At 52.6% G+C, this 22355-nt stretch carries 20 protein-coding genes; 12 read left to right on the forward strand and 8 right to left on the reverse strand.

The genetic code is table 11. From position 1 onward, the window contains the following. The first annotated feature begins 62 nt into the window (after nt 1-62). Nucleotides 63-2084: an excinuclease ABC subunit UvrB gene (uvrB, locus tag HOP58_RS16390; protein ID WP_234254048.1), complete on the forward strand. Its 2022-nt coding sequence runs from the start codon at nt 63-65 to the stop codon at nt 2082-2084. A gap of 96 nt (nt 2085-2180) precedes the next feature. After that, nucleotides 2181-3002: an endonuclease VIII gene (gene nei / locus HOP58_RS16395; RefSeq protein WP_234254047.1), complete on the forward strand. Its 822-nt coding sequence runs from the start codon at nt 2181-2183 to the stop codon at nt 3000-3002. Nucleotides 3003-3138: 136 nt separating this feature from the next. On the opposite strand, the gene HOP58_RS16400 is transcribed toward nei, so the two are convergent. Next, nucleotides 3139-4926 carry a thiamine pyrophosphate-requiring protein gene (locus HOP58_RS16400; protein ID WP_234254046.1) on the reverse strand — a complete coding sequence of 596 codons (1788 nt, stop codon included), beginning with the start codon at nt 4924-4926 and terminating at the stop codon, nt 3139-3141. Nucleotides 4927-5191: 265 nt separating this feature from the next. Here HOP58_RS16400 and HOP58_RS16405 point away from each other — a divergent pair, with 265 nt between their 5' ends. Both HOP58_RS16405 and HOP58_RS16410 read left to right on the forward strand, forming a co-directional pair. Then, entirely contained in the window at nt 5192-6697 is a 1506-nt protein-coding gene (locus tag HOP58_RS16405) for a fumarate hydratase (RefSeq protein WP_234260909.1), read from the forward strand. A gap of 275 nt (nt 6698-6972) precedes the next feature. Next, entirely contained in the window at nt 6973-8112 is a 1140-nt protein-coding gene (locus tag HOP58_RS16410; RefSeq protein ID WP_234260910.1) for a tyrosine-type recombinase/integrase, read from the forward strand. 64 nt (nt 8113-8176) lie between these two features. Here the strand turns inward: HOP58_RS16410 and HOP58_RS16415 are convergent, their stop codons facing one another. Together HOP58_RS16415 and HOP58_RS16420 are read right to left on the reverse strand one after the other, a co-directional pair. Further along, a complete protein-coding gene (locus HOP58_RS16415) occupies nt 8177-8383 on the reverse strand; it encodes a helix-turn-helix domain-containing protein (protein ID WP_234260911.1) in 207 nt (68 codons plus the stop codon). Nucleotides 8384-8767: 384 nt separating this feature from the next. Further along, entirely contained in the window at nt 8768-9154 is a 387-nt protein-coding gene (locus HOP58_RS16420; RefSeq protein ID WP_234260912.1) for a hypothetical protein, read from the reverse strand. Between the two features lie 268 nt (nt 9155-9422). Here HOP58_RS16420 and HOP58_RS16425 point away from each other — a divergent pair, with 268 nt between their 5' ends. The 8 genes from HOP58_RS16425 (at nt 9423) to HOP58_RS16460 (ending at nt 17472) form a co-directional block, all read left to right on the forward strand. Beyond that, nucleotides 9423-9965 (forward strand): hypothetical protein, encoded by a 543-nt coding sequence (locus tag HOP58_RS16425; protein WP_234260913.1) that lies wholly within the window; start codon nt 9423-9425, stop codon nt 9963-9965. 543 nt (nt 9966-10508) lie between these two features. Then, nucleotides 10509-12260, forward strand: a complete 1752-nt coding sequence (locus HOP58_RS16430) for a hypothetical protein (RefSeq protein ID WP_234260914.1) — start codon at nt 10509-10511, stop codon at nt 12258-12260. A gap of 93 nt (nt 12261-12353) precedes the next feature. Further along, nucleotides 12354-13112 carry a hypothetical protein gene (locus tag HOP58_RS16435; protein WP_234260915.1) on the forward strand — a complete coding sequence of 253 codons (759 nt, stop codon included), beginning with the start codon at nt 12354-12356 and terminating at the stop codon, nt 13110-13112. A gap of 115 nt (nt 13113-13227) precedes the next feature. Then, nucleotides 13228-14427, forward strand: coding sequence for an AAA family ATPase (locus HOP58_RS16440; protein ID WP_234260916.1), 1200 nt, complete (start codon nt 13228-13230; stop codon nt 14425-14427). Further along, nucleotides 14427-15719: a VWA-like domain-containing protein gene (locus HOP58_RS16445; RefSeq protein ID WP_234260917.1), complete on the forward strand. Its 1293-nt coding sequence runs from the start codon at nt 14427-14429 to the stop codon at nt 15717-15719. Before HOP58_RS16440 ends, HOP58_RS16445 begins: the two co-directional genes overlap by 1 nt. Continuing rightward, nucleotides 15716-16216: a YqiA/YcfP family alpha/beta fold hydrolase gene (locus tag HOP58_RS16450; RefSeq protein WP_234260918.1), complete on the forward strand. Its 501-nt coding sequence runs from the start codon at nt 15716-15718 to the stop codon at nt 16214-16216. Before HOP58_RS16445 ends, HOP58_RS16450 begins: the two co-directional genes overlap by 4 nt. A gap of 318 nt (nt 16217-16534) precedes the next feature. Then, a complete protein-coding gene (locus HOP58_RS16455) occupies nt 16535-16894 on the forward strand; it encodes a hypothetical protein (RefSeq protein ID WP_234260919.1) in 360 nt (119 codons plus the stop codon). Between the two features lie 257 nt (nt 16895-17151). Further along, nucleotides 17152-17472: an HNH endonuclease signature motif containing protein gene (locus tag HOP58_RS16460; RefSeq protein WP_346657478.1), complete on the forward strand. Its 321-nt coding sequence runs from the start codon at nt 17152-17154 to the stop codon at nt 17470-17472. Nucleotides 17473-17478: 6 nt separating this feature from the next. On the opposite strand, the gene HOP58_RS16465 is transcribed toward HOP58_RS16460, so the two are convergent. From HOP58_RS16465 to HOP58_RS16485, 5 genes are all read right to left on the reverse strand, one after another. Further along, nucleotides 17479-18114, reverse strand: coding sequence for a recombinase family protein (locus HOP58_RS16465; RefSeq protein ID WP_234260920.1), 636 nt, complete (start codon nt 18112-18114; stop codon nt 17479-17481). 354 nt (nt 18115-18468) lie between these two features. After that, nucleotides 18469-19626, reverse strand: a complete 1158-nt coding sequence (locus HOP58_RS16470; RefSeq protein ID WP_234260921.1) for a hypothetical protein — start codon at nt 19624-19626, stop codon at nt 18469-18471. Between the two features lie 276 nt (nt 19627-19902). After that, entirely contained in the window at nt 19903-20133 is a 231-nt protein-coding gene (locus HOP58_RS16475) for a retron Se72 family effector protein (protein WP_234260922.1), read from the reverse strand. Then, entirely contained in the window at nt 20123-21298 is a 1176-nt protein-coding gene (locus tag HOP58_RS16480; RefSeq protein ID WP_234260923.1) for a reverse transcriptase family protein, read from the reverse strand. The genes HOP58_RS16475 and HOP58_RS16480 overlap by 11 nt, the downstream gene beginning before the upstream one ends. A gap of 36 nt (nt 21299-21334) precedes the next feature. Further along, a complete protein-coding gene (locus tag HOP58_RS16485) occupies nt 21335-21556 on the reverse strand; it encodes a hypothetical protein (RefSeq protein ID WP_234260924.1) in 222 nt (73 codons plus the stop codon). Nucleotides 21557-22355 lie beyond the last annotated feature (799 nt).

The raw sequence follows: 22355 nt of genomic DNA on the forward strand, positions 1-22355 counted from the left end.
ACCAAGACGAACCATTGAGACAGCAGGCGCCCCAGGGCGCCTGCTGCATGCCTGGAGCCGCGATGAGCAAGCCGTTTCGCCTCAATTCGAAGTTCAAGCCTGCCGGCGATCAGCCAGCCGCCATCGAAGGCCTGGTGAAGGGGCTGGAGGCGGGCCTGGCCCATCAGACCCTGCTCGGCGTGACCGGCTCGGGCAAGACCTTCACCATGGCCAACGTGGTGGAGCGGCTGCAGCGCCCGACCATCGTCATGGCGCCCAACAAGACGTTGGCGGCACAGCTCTACGGCGAGTTCAAGTCGTTCTTCCCCGACAACGCCATCGAGTACTTCGTCTCCTATTACGACTACTACCAGCCGGAGGCGTACGTCCCCTCGTCGGACACCTTCATCGAGAAGGACGCTTCGATCAACGATCACATCGAGCAGATGCGGCTCTCGGCGACCAAGGCCCTGCTCGAGCGGCGCGATGCGCTGATCGTGGTCTCGGTCTCGGCGATCTACGGCCTGGGCGATCCCGACCAGTACCTGAAGATGCGTCTGCACTTCACCCGCGGCGAGCTGATCGATCAGCGCCGCTTCCTGCGACGCCTGGCGGAGCTGCAGTACACCCGCAACGACATGGACTTCAAGCGCGCTACCTACCGAGTGCGCGGCGACGTGATCGACATCTATCCGGCCGATTCCGACGAAGAGGCGGTGCGGGTGGAGCTGTTCGGCGACGAGATCGACTCGATTCGCTTGTTCGATCCGCTTACCGGCGAAACCCGCGGCGAGGTGCCGCGCATGACGATCTATCCCAAGAGCCACTACGTGACGCCGCGGGAAACGATCCTCTCCGCCGCCGAGGCGATCAAACTCGAGCTGGTCGAGCGCCTCGAGTGGCTGCGCAAGAACGACCGCCTGGTGGAGGCGCAGCGCCTCGAGCAGCGCACCCTTTACGACCTGGAGATGATGAACGAGCTGGGCTACTGCAACGGCATCGAGAACTACTCGCGCTACCTTTCAGGGCGCAATCCCGGCGAGCCGCCGCCCACCTTCTTCGACTACCTGCCCGACGACGCGCTGCTGTTCATCGACGAATCCCACGTCAGCGTTCCCCAGGTGGGCGGCATGTACAAGGGCGACCGCTCGCGCAAGGAGACGCTGGTGGAGTACGGCTTCCGCCTGCCCTCGGCGCTGGACAACCGCCCCATGACCTTCGAGGAGTGGGAGAGCATCTCTCCGCAGACGATCTTCGTTTCGGCCACGCCGGGGCCCTACGAGGCCGAGCACGCCGGCCAGGTGGTGGAGCAGGTGGTGCGTCCCACCGGCCTGGTCGACCCGGAGATCGAGGTGCGCCCGGCCTCGACCCAGGTCGATGATCTGCTCTCCGAGATCCGCCTGCGTACCGAAGTGGGCGAGCGGGTGCTGGTCACTACCCTGACCAAGCGCATGGCCGAGGATCTCACCGAATATCTCGACGAGCATGGCGTGCGGGTGCGCTACCTGCACTCCGACATCGACACCGTGGAGCGGGTCGAGATCATCCGCGACCTGCGTCTGGGCAACTTCGACGTACTGGTGGGTATCAACCTGCTGCGTGAGGGGCTCGACATTCCCGAGGTATCGTTGGTGGCGATCCTCGATGCCGACAAGGAGGGCTTCCTGCGCAACGAGCGTTCGCTGATCCAGACCATCGGCCGCGCGGCACGCAACGCCAACGGCAAGGCGATCCTCTATGCCGACCGCATGACCGACTCCATGCGTCGTGCCATCGACGAGACCGAGCGGCGCCGCGCCAAGCAGATCGCCCACAACGAGAAGCACGGCATCACGCCGACTACCGTGACCCGCTCGGTGGCCGACATCATGGAGGCGGCTCAGGCGCCGGGGCGCAAGGGCAAGGGACGGCGCAGCGAGCGCAAGGTGGCCGAGGGCGCGGCGGTCTACGATCTCGGCGAACTCTCGCCGACCGATCTGGCCAAGGAGGTCTCGCGGGTCGAGGACGCCATGTTCGAAGCGGCCCAGAACCTGGAGTTCGAGGAGGCGGCCAGGCTGCGCGACCGGCTGCATGAGCTCAAGGAGCGGCAGCTGGCGCTGGGGTAGTCCGCCCGCTCGAGGCTTTCCGTCGACAGGGCTTGAGGGGGCGCTGTCCCCGGCGCTTCTCGCTGCGTTCCCGCTTTATTCTGAATCGGAGTAACGATGCCCGAAGGCCCTGAGATTCGCCGTGCCGCCGACCGCCTGCATGAGCAGCTTGCCGGCAGGCGGCTGGAGTCCGTGTGGTTTGCCTTCCCCGAACTGGCCGCCGAGGCCGAATCGCTGGTGGGGCGAGAGGTCACGGCGGTGGACAGCTGGGGCAAGGCATTGTTGACCCGCTTCGACGACGGTCGCGTGCTCTACAGTCACAACCAGCTCTACGGCGTATGGAAGCTCCACGACGCCGAGCGCGAACCCGATACCCAGCGCTCGCTGCGCGTGCGGCTGACGGCAGAAGGGCGCTCGGCCAGCCTCTACAGCGCCTCCGATGTCTCGCTGTGGCCGGCCGAGAGGCTCGCCGAGCATCCGTTTCTCTCCCGCCTTGGTCCCGACCTGCTGACCCACGGGGTCACGCCGGAGCAGGCCATGGCGCGTTTGAGCGAGCCGCGCTTCGTGCGCCGCCGGCTGGGCGGGCTGCTGCTCGATCAGGCGCCTTTCGCCGGCATCGGCAACTACCTGCGCTCCGAAATTCTGTTCTTCGCCGGGCTACCGCCCACGGCCCGAGTCGTCGACCTGGACGGTGAACGACTGGAAGGGCTGGCGCACACCATTCTCGCCGTGACCCGGCAGGCCTATGAACAGGCCGGCGTGACCAACCGCGCCGAGTGGGCGGCCGCTGCCAGGCGGCAGGGGGAAAGCCGGCGGCTCAGTCGCTTTGCCGTGTTCGAGCGCGACGGGCGGCCCTGCCACGCCTGCGGCACACCGGTCGAGCGGCTGATGGTCGCCTCGCGTCGGCTTTATCGCTGCCCGAGTTGTCAGCCTGATTGAACGGTTTACATCGCTAGCATTTATACCGTTATCTTCCTGTTCGGCGTCGTCGCAGACGGCGAGTGAAACCGCCCGGCCATGCCGCCTTGTCAGGCAGGCATGACCGGGCCGGTGGGGAGCCTCAGGCAACTGGGCGTCACTTCTTTCGTCTGAACAACGAGCGGCCCATCTGCTTGGCGGAGAGCTTGGCGCTGTGCAGGCCGCTGGAGTCGCCCTTGAGCATCGAGGCGAGGTAGCTCTTGGCCTGCTCGAACTCGATGTGCGGGGGCAGGGGGGCGATGTCGCTGTCGGTATAGGCGTTGATCACCACCGGGCGGTCGGCGGCGAGGGCCTCGTCCCACACTCGATCGATGTCGTCGGGCTCGCGCATGACCAAGCCCTTGAAGCCGAGCAGCTCGGCATACTGGTCGTAGCGGAACTCGGGCAGATCCTGAGAGGTGTCGAACTTGGGGTCGCCCTCCATCACGCGCTGCTCCCAGGTCACCTGGCTCAGGTCGTGGTTGTTGAGCACCAGCACGATGCAGCGGGGGTCTTGCCACTCCTGCCAGTACTTGGCAAGCGTGATAAGCGCGTTGTTGCCCAGCATCTGCATGGCGCCGTCGCCGACCAGCGCGATGGCGGGGCGGCTGGGGTGGCAGAACTTGGCGGCGATCAGATAGGGCACACCGTTGCCCATCGAGGCCAGCCCGCCGGAAACGGAGCCCAGCATGCCGCGGCGGATCTTCAGGTTGCGCGCATACCAGTTGGTCGCGCTGCCCACGTCGCAGGTGAGCATGACGTCGTCCGGCAGGCGCGGCGAGAGGCGCTGGAACACGAGCTGCGGGTTGATCGGTGTGGCCTCGGTGGCGGCACGCGCCTCGGTCTTCTCCCACCAGTCGTCGATCCAGCCCTGCACCTGCTTGCGCCACTTGCTGTTGCGTTTGCGCTTGAGGCGTTCGGCCAGCGCTGCCAGGGTGGCGCCGGCATCGCCATGCAGATTGACCTCGGTGGGGTAGCGCACGCCCAGGGCTTCCGGCACCACGTCGATCTGGATGGCACGGGCCTGCCCCGGCTCGGGCAAGAACTCCACGTAGGGGAAGCGCGTGCCCACCATCAGCAGGGTGTCGCACTCCCTCATCATGCGGTCGCTGGCCTCGGTGCCGAGCAGGCCGATGGAGCCGGTCACACCGGGCAGGTCGTCAGGCACCATGGTCTTGGCCAGTATCGCCTTGGCGATGCCTGCGCCGGTCAGGTCGGCCACGCGGATCAACTCGTCCACGGCATGTTTGACCCCGGCGCCGGCCAAAATGGCGACCTTCTTGCCGGACTTCAGAATCTCAGCGGCAGCGTCCAGGTCGGCACTTTCGGGCAACTGCTGGGGAAACTGGTAGCCGACGCCGGAGAATACCGCGCCATGCTCCCTGGGCGGGTCCTCCATGGGCAGGTCCTGCACGTCGTTGGGCAGGATCACACAGGTCACGGTGCGGCGGGCGATGGCGATGCGCATCGCCTGATCGATGACGTGGCGGGCCTGGGCCGGCTCGGTGACCATCTGCACGTATTCGCTGGCGACGTCCTTGAACAGCGCCATCAGGTCCAGCTCCTGCTGATAGTCGGTACCGAGGCTCTTGCGCGCCTGCTGGCCGACGATGGCCACGGTGGGCATATGATCCTTGCGCGCATCGTAGAGGCCGTTGAGCAGGTGTACCGCTCCGGGGCCGGAGGTGGCCACGCAGACCCCGACCTCGTCGCTGAACTTGGCATGTGCGCAGGCCATGAAGGCCGCCACTTCCTCGTGGCGGGGCTGGACGAGGCGGGGATTGCCATCGGCGCGGCGCAGGGCGGACATCACGCCATTGATGCCGTCGCCTGAGTAGCCGTACAGCCGCTCCACACCCCATTCGCGCAGGCGGGAGACGAGGAAATCGGACACGGTGGGTTGCATGATCGGCTCCTTGATCGTGACGCTTCGTTCCATGAGTCCATGACTGACTAACAGCTAGCGTAGAGGCGGTGGTCCAGGGCGACAAATCCATTCAAGATTTTATACCGTTATCTTGCTGTTCAAACACTAGGAAGGTTCGACCTTGGCGGCATGAACCTGTCGAGCAGGCCGCGATACGGTATAATTCGCCCCCGTTCGAACCCGCCGCTTCGCGCTTGCGAATCCAGAAGCGGGCATGCCGACACTGCCGAGGAGTTCCTTGCACATGACCGTGATCCGCCAGGACGATCTGATCCAGAGCGTCGCCGACGCCCTGCAGTACATCTCCTATTACCATCCCAAGGATTTCATCGACGCCATGGCGGCGGCGTACGAGCGGGAGGAGAACCCGGCGGCCAAGGACGCCATCGCCCAGATTCTGATCAACTCGCGCATGTGCGCCATGGGCCATCGTCCGATCTGTCAGGACACCGGCATCGTCACCGTGTTCGTGCATGTGGGCATGAACGTGCGCTGGGACGCCGAGATGAGCCTCGACGACATGATCAACGAAGGCGTACGCCGCGCCTACCAGCTGCCCGACAACGTGCTGCGCGCCTCGGTGCTGGCCGACCCGGACGGCGCCCGCAAGAACACCGGCGACAACACCCCGGCGATCATCCATCACAAGATCGTGTCCGGCGACAAGGTCGAGGTGCACGTGGCGGCGAAGGGCGGTGGCAGCGAGGCGAAGTCCAAGTTCGCCATGCTCAATCCCTCCGATAACGTGGTCGACTGGGTGCTCGAGCAGCTGCCCAAGATGGGTGCCGGCTGGTGTCCGCCCGGCATGCTCGGCATCGGTATCGGCGGTACCGCCGAGAAGGCCATGGAGATCGCCAAGGAGGCGCTGCTCGATCCCATCGACATCCAGGAACTGCAGGCTCGCGGCGCGTCCAACCGTGCCGAGGAGCTGCGTCTAGAGCTGTTCGACAAGGTCAACAAGAGCGGTATCGGCGCCCAGGGCCTGGGCGGTCTGACCACGGTGCTCGACATCAAGGTCAAGGACTACCCGACGCACGCCGCCAACAAGCCGGTGGCGATCATTCCCAACTGTGCCGCCACCCGTCATGCGCACTTCACCCTGGACGGCTCCGGCCCGGCGGCACTGCCGGTGCCCAAGCTGGAAGACTGGCCGGAGATCACCCGTGAGGCCGGCGACAACGTCAAGCGCGTGAACCTGGATACGGTCACGCCGGAAGAAGTGCTGACCTGGCAGCCGGGCGACACCCTGCTGCTCAACGGCAAGCTGCTCACCGGCCGCGATGCCGCGCACAAGCGCATGGTCGACATGATCGCCAAGGGCGAGTCGCTGCCGGTGGATCTCAAGGGCCGCTTCATCTACTACGTTGGCCCGGTGGATCCGGTTCGCGACGAGGTGGTCGGGCCGGCCGGTCCTACTACCGCCACGCGCATGGACAAGTTCACCCGTACCATGCTGGAAGAGACCGGTCTGCTGGGCATGGTAGGCAAGGCCGAGCGCGGTCCGGCCGCCATCGAGGCGATTCGCGACAACAAGGCGGTCTATCTGATGGCGGTAGGCGGCTCCGCCTACCTGGTGGCACAGGCGATCAAGAAGTCCCGCGTGGTGGGCTTCGCCGACCTGGGCATGGAAGCGATCTACGAGTTCGAGGTCGAAGACATGCCGGTCACCGTGGCGGTCGACAGCCAGGGTACCTCGGTACACCAGACCGGCCCCGCCAAGTGGAAGGAGATCATCGCCGAGCGCGCATGATGTCGGTACGAAATCTCTAGTTCCATAGGCAAACGGCCCCGCCAACTGGCGGGGCCGTTGTCGTCTAAGGTATGCTTCAGATTGCTGTTTTTACAGGGAGAAAAAATTCCAAGGACAATCTGACACGGATAAAAACGAATAAAATAAAGAAAAATCAAATATCTATCATTGATCAGAGTCTCTTTCAGTACCTAGCCATACCTGCCAAGCCCACAAAAAATGGGGTACAATCCTGAAAATTTTTGGGGTACAGCCAACCGGCGAGGGGGCAGGGCATGGGTAAGTTGACAGCGACACAGATCAAGAACCTACAGGCGAAGGAAAAGGACTACCGAGTAGCCGATGGGAACGGCCTCTATCTCAACGTGCGAGTGTCGGGCTCGAAAACCTTCCTCTACCGGGATCGCTCACAGGGCGATACTTTCGTGACCCTTGGCACTTTCCCTAGCCTGTCACTGGCAGAGGCGAGGGCAGACGTCGCCCAGCGCAAGCTAAAGCGGAAGCGTCAAAAATCGGTGGCTACCGATCCTCAGAGCTTCAAGGCCGTGGCAGAGGAATACGTTGAAGCTAATGAGCCCAACTGGTCAGGTACCCACACCAAGAAGGTTAAACGAATCCTTGAGCGTGACATTTACCCGTCAATCGGTGAAATAGCCATTGAAGATGTGACTAGCCGTGATGTCTTGGACATCGTTAAAAATGTAGAAAAGCGTGCTCCAACGATTGCAAAAGATGCCAAAATAATTATCGGATGCGTCTGTCGAAATGCAATTATAAAAGGGGTCATAGATAGCGACCCTACCGCCGCTCTTAAGGGAGTGCTATCACTCCCAAAAACGAAACATTCGGCATCGCTAAACATAAACGAATTTAAAACCGTACTCCTTGGTATCAAGAACAGCCAATCTACGCAGCAAATGAAAACCGCGCTGCTCCTGTTGGCACATACCTTTGTCAGAAGCCATGAGCTTATAAAAGCCCGGTGGGATGAATTCGATTTTGACGCTAAAGTTTGGACTATTCCGGCTGAGCGTATGAAGAATCGACGCATTCATGTGGTGCCACTCAGCAGGCAGGTTATCAAATTGCTCAAATCCCTACCTCAAGGTAAGCCGGAAGATTATATTTTCCCGCACCAGAAATACCCGAATGAACACGCACATGTGAATAGCGGCTACTCAGTTATCATGCGCATGAACTTGAAATTTAAATTTTCGCCGCATGGTTTCAGGTCGACAGCGTCAACTATGCTGAATACAAAGGGATACCGGAGCGATTTAATTGAGCGTCAATTATCACATGTAGACGGAAATCGGGTAAGGGCAAGCTACAACCACTCTGACTACATAGACGAGCGAAGGAAAATGATGCATTTTTGGTCAGATGAAATTGATAGGCTGATGGGGAGTGGGTAAGAAAAGGTCAAAAAAGCGAGTTAAAAGCATAGAACGTAAAAAGCCCCCAGTCTTGGGGGCTTTTTTATTCAAAATTTTCTTTGATGAATTTGTTAATGTCTGACTCTTTCCAGCGTGCGCCGATATGCTTGATATGCTTAGCAGGCGGTATTTTCTTTGCAGTGATCAAGCGATAAAGTGCTGAGCGTGACGCTGAAAGGCGTTTGCATACCTGCTCGACATTCAGTAAATTCTCAGTAGTGCTGCTATCTAGGTGTTCCTGTTGTGGCATGTTAGAAGTCTCCAGTTGTTGTGTACTATCGATAGTAACGCAGTAGCAAAACTAGACAAGAGCTGAAACGCCATTTCAAATAACTTCAAAATAAACACAATTCTTTTAAAATTTGCTGAGAAGAAATCACTGGCTAAAAAATAAATTCAAAATTCAGGGAGCCACTGAGTCCCGATAACTACCATCGACAGGGGGATAGCTCAGACGGCTTAATTTTTATCGTACAGCGTCATAGAAATAGGAAATAATACCAATACCCACTAGTCCCATCCAAGCTGATGAGCAGGGTAGAGACCCCATGCTGACGTGAGCTCAAGGCCATGACAAAATAAAGTTGACAGCTTAAAAGGCTGTGATAACTTAACTAAACGATAAAGATCATTTTTACGAATCATTTTTCATTACTCGACTTACTGTGCTGTGATGGAGCCTCTTTCCAACCTCACCCTCAAGGTCAATAGCGATTTCTCGAAAACTCTTCTCAGGATATGCTCTTGCGTACTCACGTATCCGCATTTCCTGTGCGGGTGTTATCTTGTTAGGTGCATAGCGCTTGTCTTCGAGAGCGCTATATATTGTTTCCAATGAGCAACTCTCCATTAAAGAAATAATCGCCTTCCACTTGCGATATTGGCGAGTCGTGATACCGATCTCACGGCAAGCTTTCTCTTGGGTAATGCGGTCTCCCTTTTTTCGCCACTTTCCTTGGGAGCGAAGCCGATGCTCTACGCCCTGCACTGCATTGTAGCGGTTCTTACCTTCATCGCTCATGATCATGCTCATCAACTAGCCGCGCCACTCTGCATGGTAGCAGAAAATAACATCCGTGGCTAAGGCAATGTGCACATTATATCGAATTGATCGCAATAACTATCAAGTAATAGCGGGGCCGGCATATTTAACTTTGTCCGTAAGAGTGTAAAAGCCTGCGGAATCTAGTTTAAGTGATTATGCCGCTAATGGGGAAAAGCTGACGCTTGTCAGTGAAATCCTTAGTTAAAGTGCACCCGTTTTAAAATAACAAACAAAGGAATAAAATATGAACTACCAATCACAGATGTTAATTAAGCAGCACAAAGAAGACGTATCCCAATTCACTGCATCATTTAATCCTAGTTTTTTCATTACATTAATCTTTCGTGCTGACCTATCCAGACAAAAGGCAGAGGAATCACTTGCTGGATTCATCAGAAAGATGAACCGGTGCTTTTTTCCGAGAAAAAGCAGATATAAATTACGGGTCCTCCCTGTGTTAGAGATGGGTCTCGCTCGTTATCTATACCAATCATGCGATATTGAGAAAGTTGAAGCCAATTGGCACATACATCTCATTATGGAGAACCCAATAGAGAGAGAATCCAATGTGTCTCACTTGGACGTAATAGCACTTAAGAAACTGGTCGGTAATTTATGGGGTGCGACTCCATATGGGGATAGAGCATTTACAACTCGATATGACAGGGCAGATTGGTTCCAGCCAATTTATGACATGGATAATCTGACCGGTTATATATTCAAAGAAGTACCCCGGAACGAAATGGCTGTCATGTATGAATACGCCAACAACTCAGGAGTGAAGTGAAGGAAATCACCTTAAGGAGAAAGTCGGAGACTTGATCCGTAGGTGATTTTATCGATTGCTTGAGCGAAGCGAAAGTAAGCGAATGCAATTGTAAACTATCGAATCAATGCGGTATAATTAATATACCGCATCCCAATATAGGGCTTGTGGTTGATGGGAGATGACTATGTCCGATATTGGTGGTGTTTTCTATCGCTATGTGACAATCCTACAACTCATCCCCCATTATCCAAGCTCTATATCCACAACTGATCTACTAGCCCGATTAGAAGCGCATGGTATCTCAGTGACATCCCGATCACTACAGCGCGATTTAGGAGAACGGCTGTCGGTTTATTTTCCGCTCATATGCCAAGAAACCACCCGCCCATATCGCTGGTCATTAGATAGCAGCTATGACCTCGGAATTCCGAGCCCACGTCCTGATGTCGAGAATACATCAATCAAGCCCTATACCCATGCGCCTTAACCACCATGATTAATACGACAGGTGGTGTCGTGTCCACCGCGTAAACTATCCCTTTGGCAAGAGGGGATAGGAAAATGCAAGGCGTAGAAATCGAGATAGATCGCACTCAATCACTCACATCCGTACACATCGACGTAGACGGCCTTGGTGGCGGGGAGTTGAAGGGATATCCCGGTACGTCGATTTGCATTACCACAGATGTCCTGAAATACCTCGATGTCATTGACTGCTCTTCTCTCGTCCATCTCGATCTCTCCCATTGCCAACCGGGGAGTCACATCACGATTCGTCATTGCCCTTCACTTCGGGAAATTCGCGTTCGTGCTGATGGTAGTGGTGCCGTCATTCATCTCGATGCCGGTGATCAAATCCCAAGCCTACAGGTAGACGGACTGGTTGACCAAATTGATGCATGTTGGACATCGGGTCAGTTGTCAGTAAATAGCACGGATTGCCCTTGGAATGGGTTATGGGCCACTCATCGCCTTGATTCCATTCCTGACAATCCAGCTGCGACATCGGCAGAGTGCTGGATATTACTGGCTCCCGAAATGGCTCATGTGGTCATTGATACCCCCAAGCTACGCCATTTATACGTCTCAGGCGGTAGAAGGTTACAAGCCCTGTCCGTGGTATCACTGTGTGAGAAACACGCTCAAATCGAATTACAGGGGATTCCAGAGCTGACTGCGGTAGATATCCATGCCTCGGCATCTAGCTGCCGTGTACGTGACTGTCGCTATCTGACGTCGCTGTCCGGTAACCTTACTGATGTACACATCGCAAGCTCTGCCCAACGCGTAGATGAGTTGCGCCTAGAGGTGGCATGCGAACGCGTAGTGCTCAGTCATTCAGAGCTTGCAGCTCTGTTTCTCTCACAACCTTCTCAGCTGAGTTTGATACATTGCCGATCTCTCAACAAAGTGACGCTTGCTCCTCTGACCACGGTTCATTGCGAGGGGCCAGTACCGGCGACCCTACTAGGAATCGCCACCATCATGGTTGATGAGTCACTGGTGAGCTCGCTGGTAAAAATGTTCCCTCGTGATCCTAATGTCATCATGCAGGAGCTGGTCACGTTGATCCCATCAATGTCATCACCAAGCCCATGTGTGAAAGCACTTCAACTACTGCAGCAACTATCAGAACTGGAAGCGCCACTGGAGCAGGTGTGGCAATTGCGTCTAGGCCTCTCGGCCAAACACCTTTCTCCACATGGAAAGCCACGCCATGCTGATGCGCATAAGTTGAGTACTGCCTCAGGGAAATGGTCGTGGCACTTGCCAGACGACCTTTGTCGAGAAGGGTGGATGGCTGACTACTTACTATGGGTGAAGTGTGCCTCAGCGAACAGCGATGCTCTCCGTTATCGCCGTGTAATGGTTCGTGCTTGCGTTAAAAATCCTGATGGTCTAGCCATGCAGACGGTGATCCAAGCCATGATGCTTCATCACGATACTACCCATTGCTGTGAAGTCGATCTATGGCGTGATGTCTTACTAGCCATAGCAGAGCTGCCATCTATGAGTATGCCCGCTTGGTCTCGTTATGCATGTGCTCTTACCGTGCGCTATGGGCGAAATGAAATAGTAGATCGTGCTTACCTTAGAGCTTGTAGAGCTCATTTGCCAGTTAACGATCTACTCATCCTGCTCAAAAAATTAGGTTTGCAACGCCCCGAAATCCGTGCCTGTCTATACTGGACAGCCAATTGCACGGGGCAGTGGTATGATCGAGACGTTGCTGTGAATGAAGTTGAGCGCTACCAAGCTACAGCGGCAGCATTGCTTATAGCTAAAAACAATTGCAAAGGAACTGTGAATTGAATTACATTTGAATTTAAAAATCATGAACAAGGTCAGAATAACTTGCTTTATGAGTTAAGCTTATTTTTTAGAAACTAAATCGTGAGAAATTTTGTGAATCAAAATGATAAAACCATATTTAATGAAATTAACAATCACATCAACAATGAAGACTATGAGAGCGTCTATAGTTTGCTATTGCAGGCAGCTAAATTAAAAACAAACCGTGTTAGCAGTAATATAGATGATAATCAGTCCCTAGAAGAATCTGACAGGATTTCTGAAATTGCAAGAATTTTTTATATACAGTCAAAATCGGAATATTTACAAGAAAAAAGAAAGAGCTATAAGGCAAGAGAAAGCTTAGAACTTAAAATTGAAAGGAGTTACAGAAAGATAGTAAGCGAAGTGGCTTGGTTTTTTGGTTTTTTTGAAAAAATTGAAAATATTACTGAATTTAAGAAGAACAAGATGGAGAGGCAGATAAGGCCTTTTGTCAGGATGAATAAGGTGGTGTCGCAGGACCCTTATGATAACTTCGATTATTATACGAAAGAAGCGTATGAAAATATTGTCTCATGCATAAGGTATACTTATGAACTTGGTCGGCGGTTTAATAATTATTTTCAGGCACGACAGATAAAAAAAGGTTATCTTCACCAATATTACATGCTGCTAGATCAACACAAGAAAGAATTTAGATCGAGAGCGGAGGGAGTAAAAAAGCTGCAGGAAAGCATTGCTAGAGATATTGATAAACTCAATTCCTTACCTGCTTATATATTTGTAAGTGTTCCGGATGAAACAAAAATTATGGACGAGCTGCATGGGCTGCTAAAGGAAATGTGCTTGGAAGAGGTTCTTGCTGAATGAGTTTCAATTTAAACAGGCTTGCTGTGTAAAGCCTAACTTAATAGAAAATTGCAGTGTTGCGTCAAGTGGTGTCGTAGGCAGTCTTCAAAATTAGACATCACTCAGGAAGAATCCAATGACGTTCACTGCAACCCCTTGCCAAGCTCGCCTAATTGTTGAGACCCAGCTAAATCTGCTGTGGTCTTCGCTCTGCTCCCCCTTTCAGGTTGCCCCGATCATGCTTTGGGGGCAGCCCGGAATCGGCAAGAGCCAACTCATACGCGAGCTCTGCCAATCACTTGAAATCGAATTTCTCGATGTGCGCCTTTCTCAGATGGAGCCGGTGGACATGCGTGGGATACCGGTACCGGACGGCGAGAGCGTGAAATGGCTGGTGGCGAGTTCATGGCCCCGTGATCAAAAAAGCAAAGGCATTCTCCTGTTCGATGAGCTCTCCGCAGCAGATCGTTCATTGCAAGTGGCGGCTTACGAGCTCCTTCTGGACCGCCGTCTGGGTGATCTCTATGAGCTCCCTGATGGCTGGTTGGTGATGGGGGCGGGAAATCGCTTCGAAGATCGCGCGGTATCCGTTCCCATGTCGTCTGCACTGGCCAATCGGCTGCTACATGTTGAGATCGAGGCCGACATCGAGGCATGGAGCGGCTATGCCGTTGCCAAGGGGCTACATCCTGATGTTGTGGCGTTCCTTCGCTTCAAGCCGGAGTACCTGCTGGTCAACGACAGCAATGCCCAGCGAGGCTGGCCCTCTCCGCGTTCATGGGAACGTGTGGCGACCTTGCTGATGGCGGGTGTCGAGCTAGACGCCATCACCGAGCAATTGATGATTTCGGGTCTTGTGGGGGAGTCTGCTTGTACCGAGTTCATGGCCTTTCGTGAGCTGGCCAACCAACACATCGATATTCCAGCAATGTTGCGAGGTGATGTTCCGGTCTCGATCCCGAATCGAATCGATCAACAATTGGCCTTCGTGGCAGCTGTAGTGCACTACCTCTGGCAGGGCAGCACCACCCAGCAAGATCAGCGTATCTCCGTGTTCTTCGCGATCGGGGCACAGCTCACTAGCGACCTCGCCACCTTAATGCTGATGGATGCGCTACGTGTCGACAACGGCACCGATGCCGATAGCCGAGCGGAGCAGGTCTTTGGTCATCCCGGTTTCGAACGCTGGTTGGAGCTTCATGGTGTGGCCATGGATCAGATCACGCCAGTGCCCAATACCGGGCTTCCCGAAGGGCGCTTCACTATCGCCAGTGCACGTGTTGCATCACAGAAGGGGGTGTATGGGGCGAGCGGAGCAGAAGGAGGGCAGGGGTAATGGAATCCTCCCCGAAGCCCCCAGCACAAGGCGAACTGTTGTCACAAGGCGCTCTACCGGGTCCAGTGATCCGTGAGCCATCTGGGGAAGAACAGGCCCTTAAGGCAAAGCAGTTGGCTCTATGGCGACAGGAAATCCGCGATTGGCTGATCTCCTTCCCTTTCACCGCCAAGCTGGTGATGCGACTGACGCTTATCATGGTGGTGGATGATCGTGTCCCCACGGCCTGTACCGATGGGGTGCATGTCTTCGTCAATGCAAGCTTTGCAGCCCAGTGCTCTTCCGCATTACGTAGGTTTGTGATGAGCCATGAGCTATATCATGTCCTGCTAGGCCATTTCATGCGGCAGTATGGGCGAGATCGACAGCGTTGGAATCTGGCGGTGGATGCCGAAGCTAATAACCGCTTGATGTTGGATGGACTATCCCTTCCCATGGATGCGGTATTTTATCCGGCACAGGCGGGACGTAGCGCCGAGGCGATCTACCAATGGTTACTGGACCATCCTCATCCCGAGATGGATACCCCTTTTGATCGCCATGGCGAAGAGGTGTTGTTTCAGGCAACGAGCCAAGATGGCGGCTCTACCATGATCGTTGATCCCGACTATGCGCCTTTGTCAGTCGACACCGTCACCGCGCGCCAGATCACCCAGCAATGGCATGAAGCCGTCATGCAGGTGACCCAGCAATCACCACCGGGATCGATCCCAGCCGGGATGAAGCTGGTGGTCAGCGATATCGTCACACCGCGTGTGCATTGGCGCACCTGTCTCCATGACTTTTTCCTACGCCATAGCCGAGGATCGCTGACATGGAATCGCGTTAATCGCCGACATCTTGGCCAAGGGCTCTATCTGCCGGGACAACAAGGGAAATCCCTGTCGATCATGGTGGCCATCGACACCAGTGGCAGCACGCGCCGTCAGTTGCCGGTGTTCCTCACCGAACTACAGGCGATGATATCCAGTGCCGAGCGCGTCGAAATGATTCTGATCGAATGTGATGCGGCGATACAGCGGGAACGTGTCATCCATCACGCACATGATTTGCAGGAGATCGGGGACATCGGAGATCGCCAAGGTCTGATCTTACGTGGTGGCGGTGGTACCGATTTCCGTCCGGTTTTTGAACGTGCAGAGGATATCATGCCCGAATGTCTGGTGTTTTTCACCGATGGCTTGGGGCGTACACCGGAGTTAGCGCCAAGCGTACCCGTGCTCTGGGCAATCACTGACGGCGGTAAGGCACCTGTATCATGGGGACAGGTCATACATATGGGGGACGCATGAAGCTCATTTTCTCGCATGGTAAGGAATCTGGGCCATACGGCCACAAGATCATCACGCTGGCCCAGATCGCTATGAGCAAAGGACTTCATGTACAAAGCCTCGATTACCAAGGCATAGCTGACCCCGAGGCCCGAGCCGAGAAGCTGATCGAGGTACTTTCTCTGTCCAAGGAGCCGCATTTGCTGGTGGGTTCGTCCATGGGAGCGTACGTCTCGTTGGTGGCGAGTCAAACGGTTCCAGTGGCCGGGTTGTTTCTGATGGCTCCGGCAGTAGGGTTACCCGGTTATGCCATGCAAGAGGGTTTCGATCTCCAGCACATACCCACGACCATCATTCATGGGTGGCGAGATGAGGTCGTGCCTGTGAGCCATGTTGTCACCTTCGCTGGCACACATCGCGCTAACCTGCACGTTCTGGATAGTGATCACCGCCTTAGTTCTGTACTGCCTGAGGTTAGCGTCCAATTCCTGAGCTGGCTCGATAGCCAACTCCGTTAAGCGCAATTTCAACGGTGATTCATCGAATCGTAGGTGGGTACTGGCTCATTCTTGAGTAAGCGCACCTCCCCTTACTGAAGAAACGTATTTTTGTACACAGTACTGGTGCTAATTGACGAGATGAGGCATGTTGAGTCAGTCTTCCAGACATGCGCGATCGACGGCTGCTGGCTACAGGGCACTTCGAAGAATCTATTGACAAGCAGCTAGGCGCTGACTGTATCAGTTGATGAGGTCATGCTGAGCTGGTTGCATCCGCGGTGGTGGATTGGCCTGCCGGCAAGATAGTTAGCTACTGCGCGGACAAATGAGGCATGCATGGCGTTCTGGTGGGTCAACCATAAGAAAACCTATCGGCAAGAGGTTAATGGCGGGTACATTTGGTCGCCTAAAACTCGTGCTGACGGCGCCCGCAGCCAGTTCTATGACAACATGGCCGAGGTGCAGCCGGGAGACATCATCATTTCCTACGCCTTCGCTCAAATCCGGAACGTCGGTGTCGCTACCGGCACTGCGGCAACAGCACAGAAGCCCAGTGAGTTCGGTGCTGCTGGTCAGGATTGGAAAGAGGAGGGTTGGTTTGTCCCTGTTGAGTTCCAGCCAACAGATCAAGCGGTTCGGCCGAAGGACCACATTGAGTTGATTAGGCCATTGCTGCTGAGAAGTACTCTCCCATAAATGCCTCAGGTGGTGGCAATCAAGGCGCCTATCTCGCGCTTATCTCGCCGGAGCTCGCAGAGCTGCTGCTTGACCTATCACTCCAGCCCAGCACACATGATCAGCTTGACCAGCTTTCCGCGACCCATGGGCATACCGCCACCGATGACGAAATCGAGAAACGCATTCGCAGCCGCACCGACCTCTCAGCAACCGAAAAGGAACAGCTTGTTCTCGCACGCCGAGGGCAGGGCCAGTTTCGTAGGGCGCTGGAAGGCATTGAGCCCCGATGCCGGGTAACTGGGCTTGCTGATAAACGACATCTTAGGGCCAGCCACATAAAGCCATGGCGTGACTCCAGCAATACTGAGCGACTAGATGGCCACAACGGTCTGTTGTTGACGCCGCACATCGACCATCTTTTCGATAGAGGTTACATCTCGTTTACCGCCAATGGAGAGATGTTGCTGTCAGATGCTCTCAGCCACGAGGCCATCGAGACCTTCGGACTCTCTGTCTCACAGCCCATTGGCAGTTTCAGTGACCAGCAGAAGGTCTATTTGGCCTATCACCGGGAAAAGGTGTTCCTTGACGAGTGAGGCAGATTAGCAGTCTAATTTTACGCGCTTTTCCGCACGCTGAACCGTACTTATCCCGCAACCTACAATATCCGCTGTCTTGCGGATGCTCAGCCCGTAGCGACGCAGTTCCAGTATTCGGGCATGCACTTCTTCGTTGACTGGACGTCCTTTATAGCGGCCATCACGCTTTGCTAGCTCAATGCCTTCACGCTGACGACGACGACGATCCTCCCAGTCCTTATGAGCTACAGCAGCAAGCATATCCATGAGCATAGAGTTGACTGCATCCAGCATACGTCCGGTGAAATCATCACTGCTAGATATGCGTAAGGCAGCATGGCTCGTAGGTAAATCAAGCGAAACTACCCGCAGTCCGGCACCCTGAATCGCTCCTTTGAGTCGATCCCAGTCCGGCTTAGACAAACGAGTGAGCCGGTCTACCTGCTCCACTAGTAGCACGTCTCCATACTGCGCATCATTTATCAAGCGAGCCAGTTCAGTTCGTTCAACCTTGGTGCCGCTGGCATTCTCTGTGTACCACGCAGCAACCTTAAGCCCTTTGTCTTCGATAAAGCCGCTGAGGGTGCTGCGTGCTCGACTCGCATTTTGATCATCCGTTGAAGCTCGGAGATAAGCGCGAATAAAGATCGATTCTTTCATAGGCACACCTCCGGAACCTGCCGTGTTCATTTGAATGTATTCATAATACATGTGTTCGATAGAGTCGTAAAGGGGGACAGATGAATACACCAATGTAGGGGTGCAGGGTGTACCTGTTGAGGTATACCTCACTGAACATTTTTTTGCGAAAAAAAGCTATCCTACCGATACAGAAAGGCGAGCATGGGCGAGGGCACAAGCATGGCGCTATACGAGCCCGACTATTTCGAGAGCATGTGAAGCCATAGGCATTTCAGTTAGAGTGGAAGGACCAGTTATTTATTCAAGCAGAGCCTAATGGCTGATAAAGCCAAAGCGATGCATCATGCATCGCTTTAACGTTTTGTTCTATGGTTACAATAATGTGGTGGATTCTGTCATGGCGAGTTTTTGACAGAATGTGGTTAATGATACTAGCTCTTTCTCCTCAAAACAGTTTCTAATATCATCGCCACAAAGTTGCTCGCGAATCGACTTTATCTTAGCGGGGGTATAATATTCTTCTCTCACTTCCTTGTCCATGATAATTCTTCGTAATTGCCTAATCAACTCTTCTATAGACCTTTTGCTTTCCCCCGTATTGGTAGGATTTTTTGCATTTGTGACTATAAAAACATATAAATCTTCGTAAAGCTCAAATAAGTTGCTTCCTTTATGCAGCTTTATTCCTGTCGCCCCATACCCTTTTTTTATTTTGTTGGCATAAGTCAGTAAGCTGTCGGTTATGTCAGCTGTGTATAAAAGCAGATGCTCTAAAGTTAATTTTTCGTTTCCGCTGTACGCTAAAATGCTATTCCCAACGGCATTTATTTTGTCATAACCATCTTGAATATCGTATACATTAATTGGCGTTTTTTCCCCAAGGAAATACACATCACCAATTTGACTATTTCTGTTATCCTTTATGTTCATGCTTGAGTTTAGCTCAATCATCATGAGCAAAACCTTTTCATCTATCTTGCCTTTGTTGATTGCCGTGTCTCGTATTTCATCGTATATTTTTTTTACTCTTATTAGTTGACTGCTTTTTATTTTGTCATAATTCTCGGATAACTCAATTTTAACGTTGCAGGAAAGTGGGGAGTTGTCAGGGTAGATTTTTTGGTATAACTCCTCTTTCTGCGTAATAGTGATTTCGTTGTTTAGATTTACTTCTATACCTTCCAGCCGCTCAAAGAAAATTCTACGATGACGATCGTATCTATCAAACTCGATAGACTCAATTTGTTTTTTAGTGATTTCGTCTTGAGATTTTAGCTGTTGAATTACTATTAATAGGGTTGCGACTGCCGAGAAAGAGGCTAGCATGCCGAATGTGCCTGATAACAACGCACCAAAATCCCCCCAATTCTCCGAAGAGCTTGATACCTTGGTGCCAACATTAATAACGTAAATCGCCATTATAAAAAAACTTGCTATTAGTGAACACAAAATCAGTACTTTTGCAAGTACAGGTACTTCAAGGTTTCCAATGCTCCATTTAGATCGATATTGCTTTTTTTTCTTCTCCATCGTTGTTCCCTGTCCTTAATCCTTCTGTTCAAATCCAAAGCTGTCTATGTAATACAGTATAAGTGATCATAGAAAAAGGGTAGGTGATGCGTCATACCACGATGCTTGGGGAGGTGGTAAGGGACTGACCATGGACAACCTCATCAGTGCAATGGCGCTAACGCTTTGAACGGAAGGGCTGGTACAACCAGTCCTCAGTGAATTATAAGCACTACTGTTTATCATGTGCTGCCAGCTGCTATGCCTTGATCATTAGCTTCTTTGACACATGCATATTTATGTGGATGTATGTATGACTTGAATGTTGCAAGCCCGAGGCCCCTTGGGTTTGTTTTCTATTTCAAAACTCACAGTATCACCAATTACAATGTCAGCGTTCCCGCCGACAAAGTCTTCATAGAAGAAAAAAACATCTCTTCCTTTTTCTCTTCTTATAAATCCAAAGCCTTTTATGTTGTTGTAATGATTTACTGTTCCAGTTTCACGAATAGTCGAGTTAGATGCCATCAAAGTCTATTCCTGTAAAGCTATCTTTGATTTTCTTTTTAAGAGGCTTGGATATTTCGGGCCGTGTCCTAGACAATATACCTAGATCGTAAACTAGTTTGTCTATTGATTTTTTTGTCCCTGAGTTATAATTGAGTGTGTTGCGTGCCTGCCTTCTCAATAACTTATTTGCTTGAACCCTAAGCGTCTCTGCCTTTTGGTCATCATAAAGCGGAAGGGTGGCTTTAAGCTTTTTTCTAAGGCCTTTCGATTCGTTAATGTGCTCAAATCTTTTTAATTTTGCTACAAGACCTGAGGCTTTATTCCATAGGTCATGATATTCTTTATCATATGGGTTTTCAGCATATTTTTTTTCAACAATATGAACTATATGTCTGATTTCGTTTCTTTCTTTTTTCCTTAGTTTTGGTTTGCCATGTCTTACCCACGCGCCTGTGACTTCGTATGGCGATGCAATGTTTTTACTATACTCTACTTTTGTTTTTCCGCTGTTAATTGTTAAGTCATGCTTCGTGATCATTCCCGCAACAAGTCGTATATACTTCTCGCACTCATTCTTACTAAGCGGTCTGTTGGCTGATAACGTGATGTCATCAAGCAGTCTCGTATATCTTATACCTTTCTGTCTTAGCTGTGATACAACTTTGTATTCAGAATTATGAAAAATAAGATTGGCAACATATGAAGAAGTACACCCACCTTGTGGGAGTCTTCCATTAAGGGAGACAAGCTTTGTTAGTGTGTTACTAACATCTTCGGGAAAGTTGAAAAGATTTTTGAAAACGCTCTTTATATGCACTTCTTGTGTGGTCGGAAAAAAATCTTTCACATCAAGACTAATCAATGTTTTTGCTTTGGCATGAATCGCCGCATTGCTGATGTAGTCTCTTGGGGTCTTAGGGTCTCTGATTCCCCCCATTAAGTATGCAGGGAACTCGACAGAATTAAATATTTGCGAGTTAATCTTCTTTTGAATATATTTTAGAATTGTTTTTGGCTCATTTACCATTCGTTGCTTGTTTTTTGTTTCAACCTCAAATGAAACGTAGGACGAGTTGGCTTTGTTGGCTATCAAGATAAGTAAGGATGAGCGAACTCCCAACATTTTTGCTAGGGTATCAATATTTGAAATTGGTGCATGTGGGTAATATGGCTTATCTGCCATTGTTGATTTCCCAAATTAGTAAAGGGAAGCTAAGTATCAAATCATTCGGCTAAAGGTGTCTGCAGCCAATTTCATGAGATGCTCATGATGTACTGCAGCTAAATGTAACAAGCCGAAGATGTAATATCCATTACGAATCCAGTTATGGATATTTCCTCTCACTCCAACTCCTTCTTGGTTCTGCCTATCTCTAGGTGAAGAACCAAACTCTTTGCAGCTATTACTGATGCGGATAACAGTGGTATTTTCGATTTTCATCGTAATACTCCTCAGGTTACAGCCAACCGACATGGTTGACCGGCCAGACCGAGGTTTTCCACACGCGCAAAGAATTGAATGTTGGATGTGAGTTGATACTTAGCTTCTTGCCAGACAATAGTCGCATTACTTTGCTACGAGGATGCGCCTACGGTGCCCGCGTGACCGAGAGACCCCGGGAGGGCGGTCATGACTTCTCACCGCTATAGTAAGAAGTCGCTAGAGGCCAGCTCTAGCGTCGATTTCTTTGCTGCAGTAATAGCTGTTTCTTAAAGAGCGGAGAGGCTGTGTTCAGCCCCAACGCAACCGTAACAGTTGATACATACGCTTACAAGCATTCTCCTAATAAATAATTAGTCTAATAAGCCATTTTTTCATAACCAAATATCCAGATAGGTTGATGCTGACACCGAGGACCTTTGTACATTTTCATTTCTGTATCACCTTCATGAGCTAGCCATCATGGGCAACCTCTCCCGCTACCTAATCCTGCAATGGTGCAGACGCCTTTGACGGAAGGGCTGGTACAATGGTGGCCGCTTCTCTGTGTCTCGTAACGGATGGATCGAGTCTCACGCCGTCTGGCAGGCCAAGCTGATGTCTGGCCGCTGTCCTGTCATAGGAATGAATGAGGGGTAATGTGAACCCGGTTCACCTTGCTACCTGCTGCATGGGCGTCGAGCTATGGTGATTTCTGGTGTATGGGAGGAGGTAGGAAGGGTGGCGTATCCTGTTGATTGATCACGACCAAGATCTCAATCAACATGAGTGGATACGCCATGACCGATTCTACCCTCCG

Source organism: Halomonas sp. MCCC 1A11062, from assembly GCF_021404355.1.
Taxonomy (GTDB): domain Bacteria; phylum Pseudomonadota; class Gammaproteobacteria; order Pseudomonadales; family Halomonadaceae; genus Halomonas; species Halomonas aerodenitrificans.

Bases quoted from the DNA above. Each gene is read 5' to 3' on its own strand.
- uvrB (WP_234254048.1), top strand. From the start codon at position 63: ATGAGCAAGCCGTTTCGCCTCAATTCGAAGTTCAAGCCTGCCGGCGAT.
- nei (WP_234254047.1), top strand. From the start codon at position 2,181: ATGCCCGAAGGCCCTGAGATTCGCCGTGCCGCCGACCGCCTGCATGAG.
- HOP58_RS16400 (WP_234254046.1), bottom strand. From the start codon at position 4,926: ATGCAACCCACCGTGTCCGATTTCCTCGTCTCCCGCCTGCGCGAATGG.
- HOP58_RS16405 (WP_234260909.1), top strand. From the start codon at position 5,192: ATGACCGTGATCCGCCAGGACGATCTGATCCAGAGCGTCGCCGACGCC.
- HOP58_RS16410 (WP_234260910.1), top strand. From the start codon at position 6,973: ATGGGTAAGTTGACAGCGACACAGATCAAGAACCTACAGGCGAAGGAA.
- HOP58_RS16415 (WP_234260911.1), bottom strand. From the start codon at position 8,383: ATGCCACAACAGGAACACCTAGATAGCAGCACTACTGAGAATTTACTG.
- HOP58_RS16420 (WP_234260912.1), bottom strand. From the start codon at position 9,154: ATGAGCGATGAAGGTAAGAACCGCTACAATGCAGTGCAGGGCGTAGAG.
- HOP58_RS16425 (WP_234260913.1), top strand. From the start codon at position 9,423: ATGAACTACCAATCACAGATGTTAATTAAGCAGCACAAAGAAGACGTA.
- HOP58_RS16430 (WP_234260914.1), top strand. From the start codon at position 10,509: ATGCAAGGCGTAGAAATCGAGATAGATCGCACTCAATCACTCACATCC.
- HOP58_RS16440 (WP_234260916.1), top strand. From the start codon at position 13,228: ATGACGTTCACTGCAACCCCTTGCCAAGCTCGCCTAATTGTTGAGACC.
- HOP58_RS16445 (WP_234260917.1), top strand. From the start codon at position 14,427: ATGGAATCCTCCCCGAAGCCCCCAGCACAAGGCGAACTGTTGTCACAA.
- HOP58_RS16450 (WP_234260918.1), top strand. From the start codon at position 15,716: ATGAAGCTCATTTTCTCGCATGGTAAGGAATCTGGGCCATACGGCCAC.
- HOP58_RS16455 (WP_234260919.1), top strand. From the start codon at position 16,535: ATGGCGTTCTGGTGGGTCAACCATAAGAAAACCTATCGGCAAGAGGTT.
- HOP58_RS16465 (WP_234260920.1), bottom strand. From the start codon at position 18,114: ATGAAAGAATCGATCTTTATTCGCGCTTATCTCCGAGCTTCAACGGAT.
- HOP58_RS16470 (WP_234260921.1), bottom strand. From the start codon at position 19,626: ATGGAGAAGAAAAAAAAGCAATATCGATCTAAATGGAGCATTGGAAAC.
- HOP58_RS16475 (WP_234260922.1), bottom strand. From the start codon at position 20,133: ATGGCATCTAACTCGACTATTCGTGAAACTGGAACAGTAAATCATTAC.
- HOP58_RS16480 (WP_234260923.1), bottom strand. From the start codon at position 21,298: ATGGCAGATAAGCCATATTACCCACATGCACCAATTTCAAATATTGAT.
- HOP58_RS16485 (WP_234260924.1), bottom strand. From the start codon at position 21,556: ATGAAAATCGAAAATACCACTGTTATCCGCATCAGTAATAGCTGCAAA.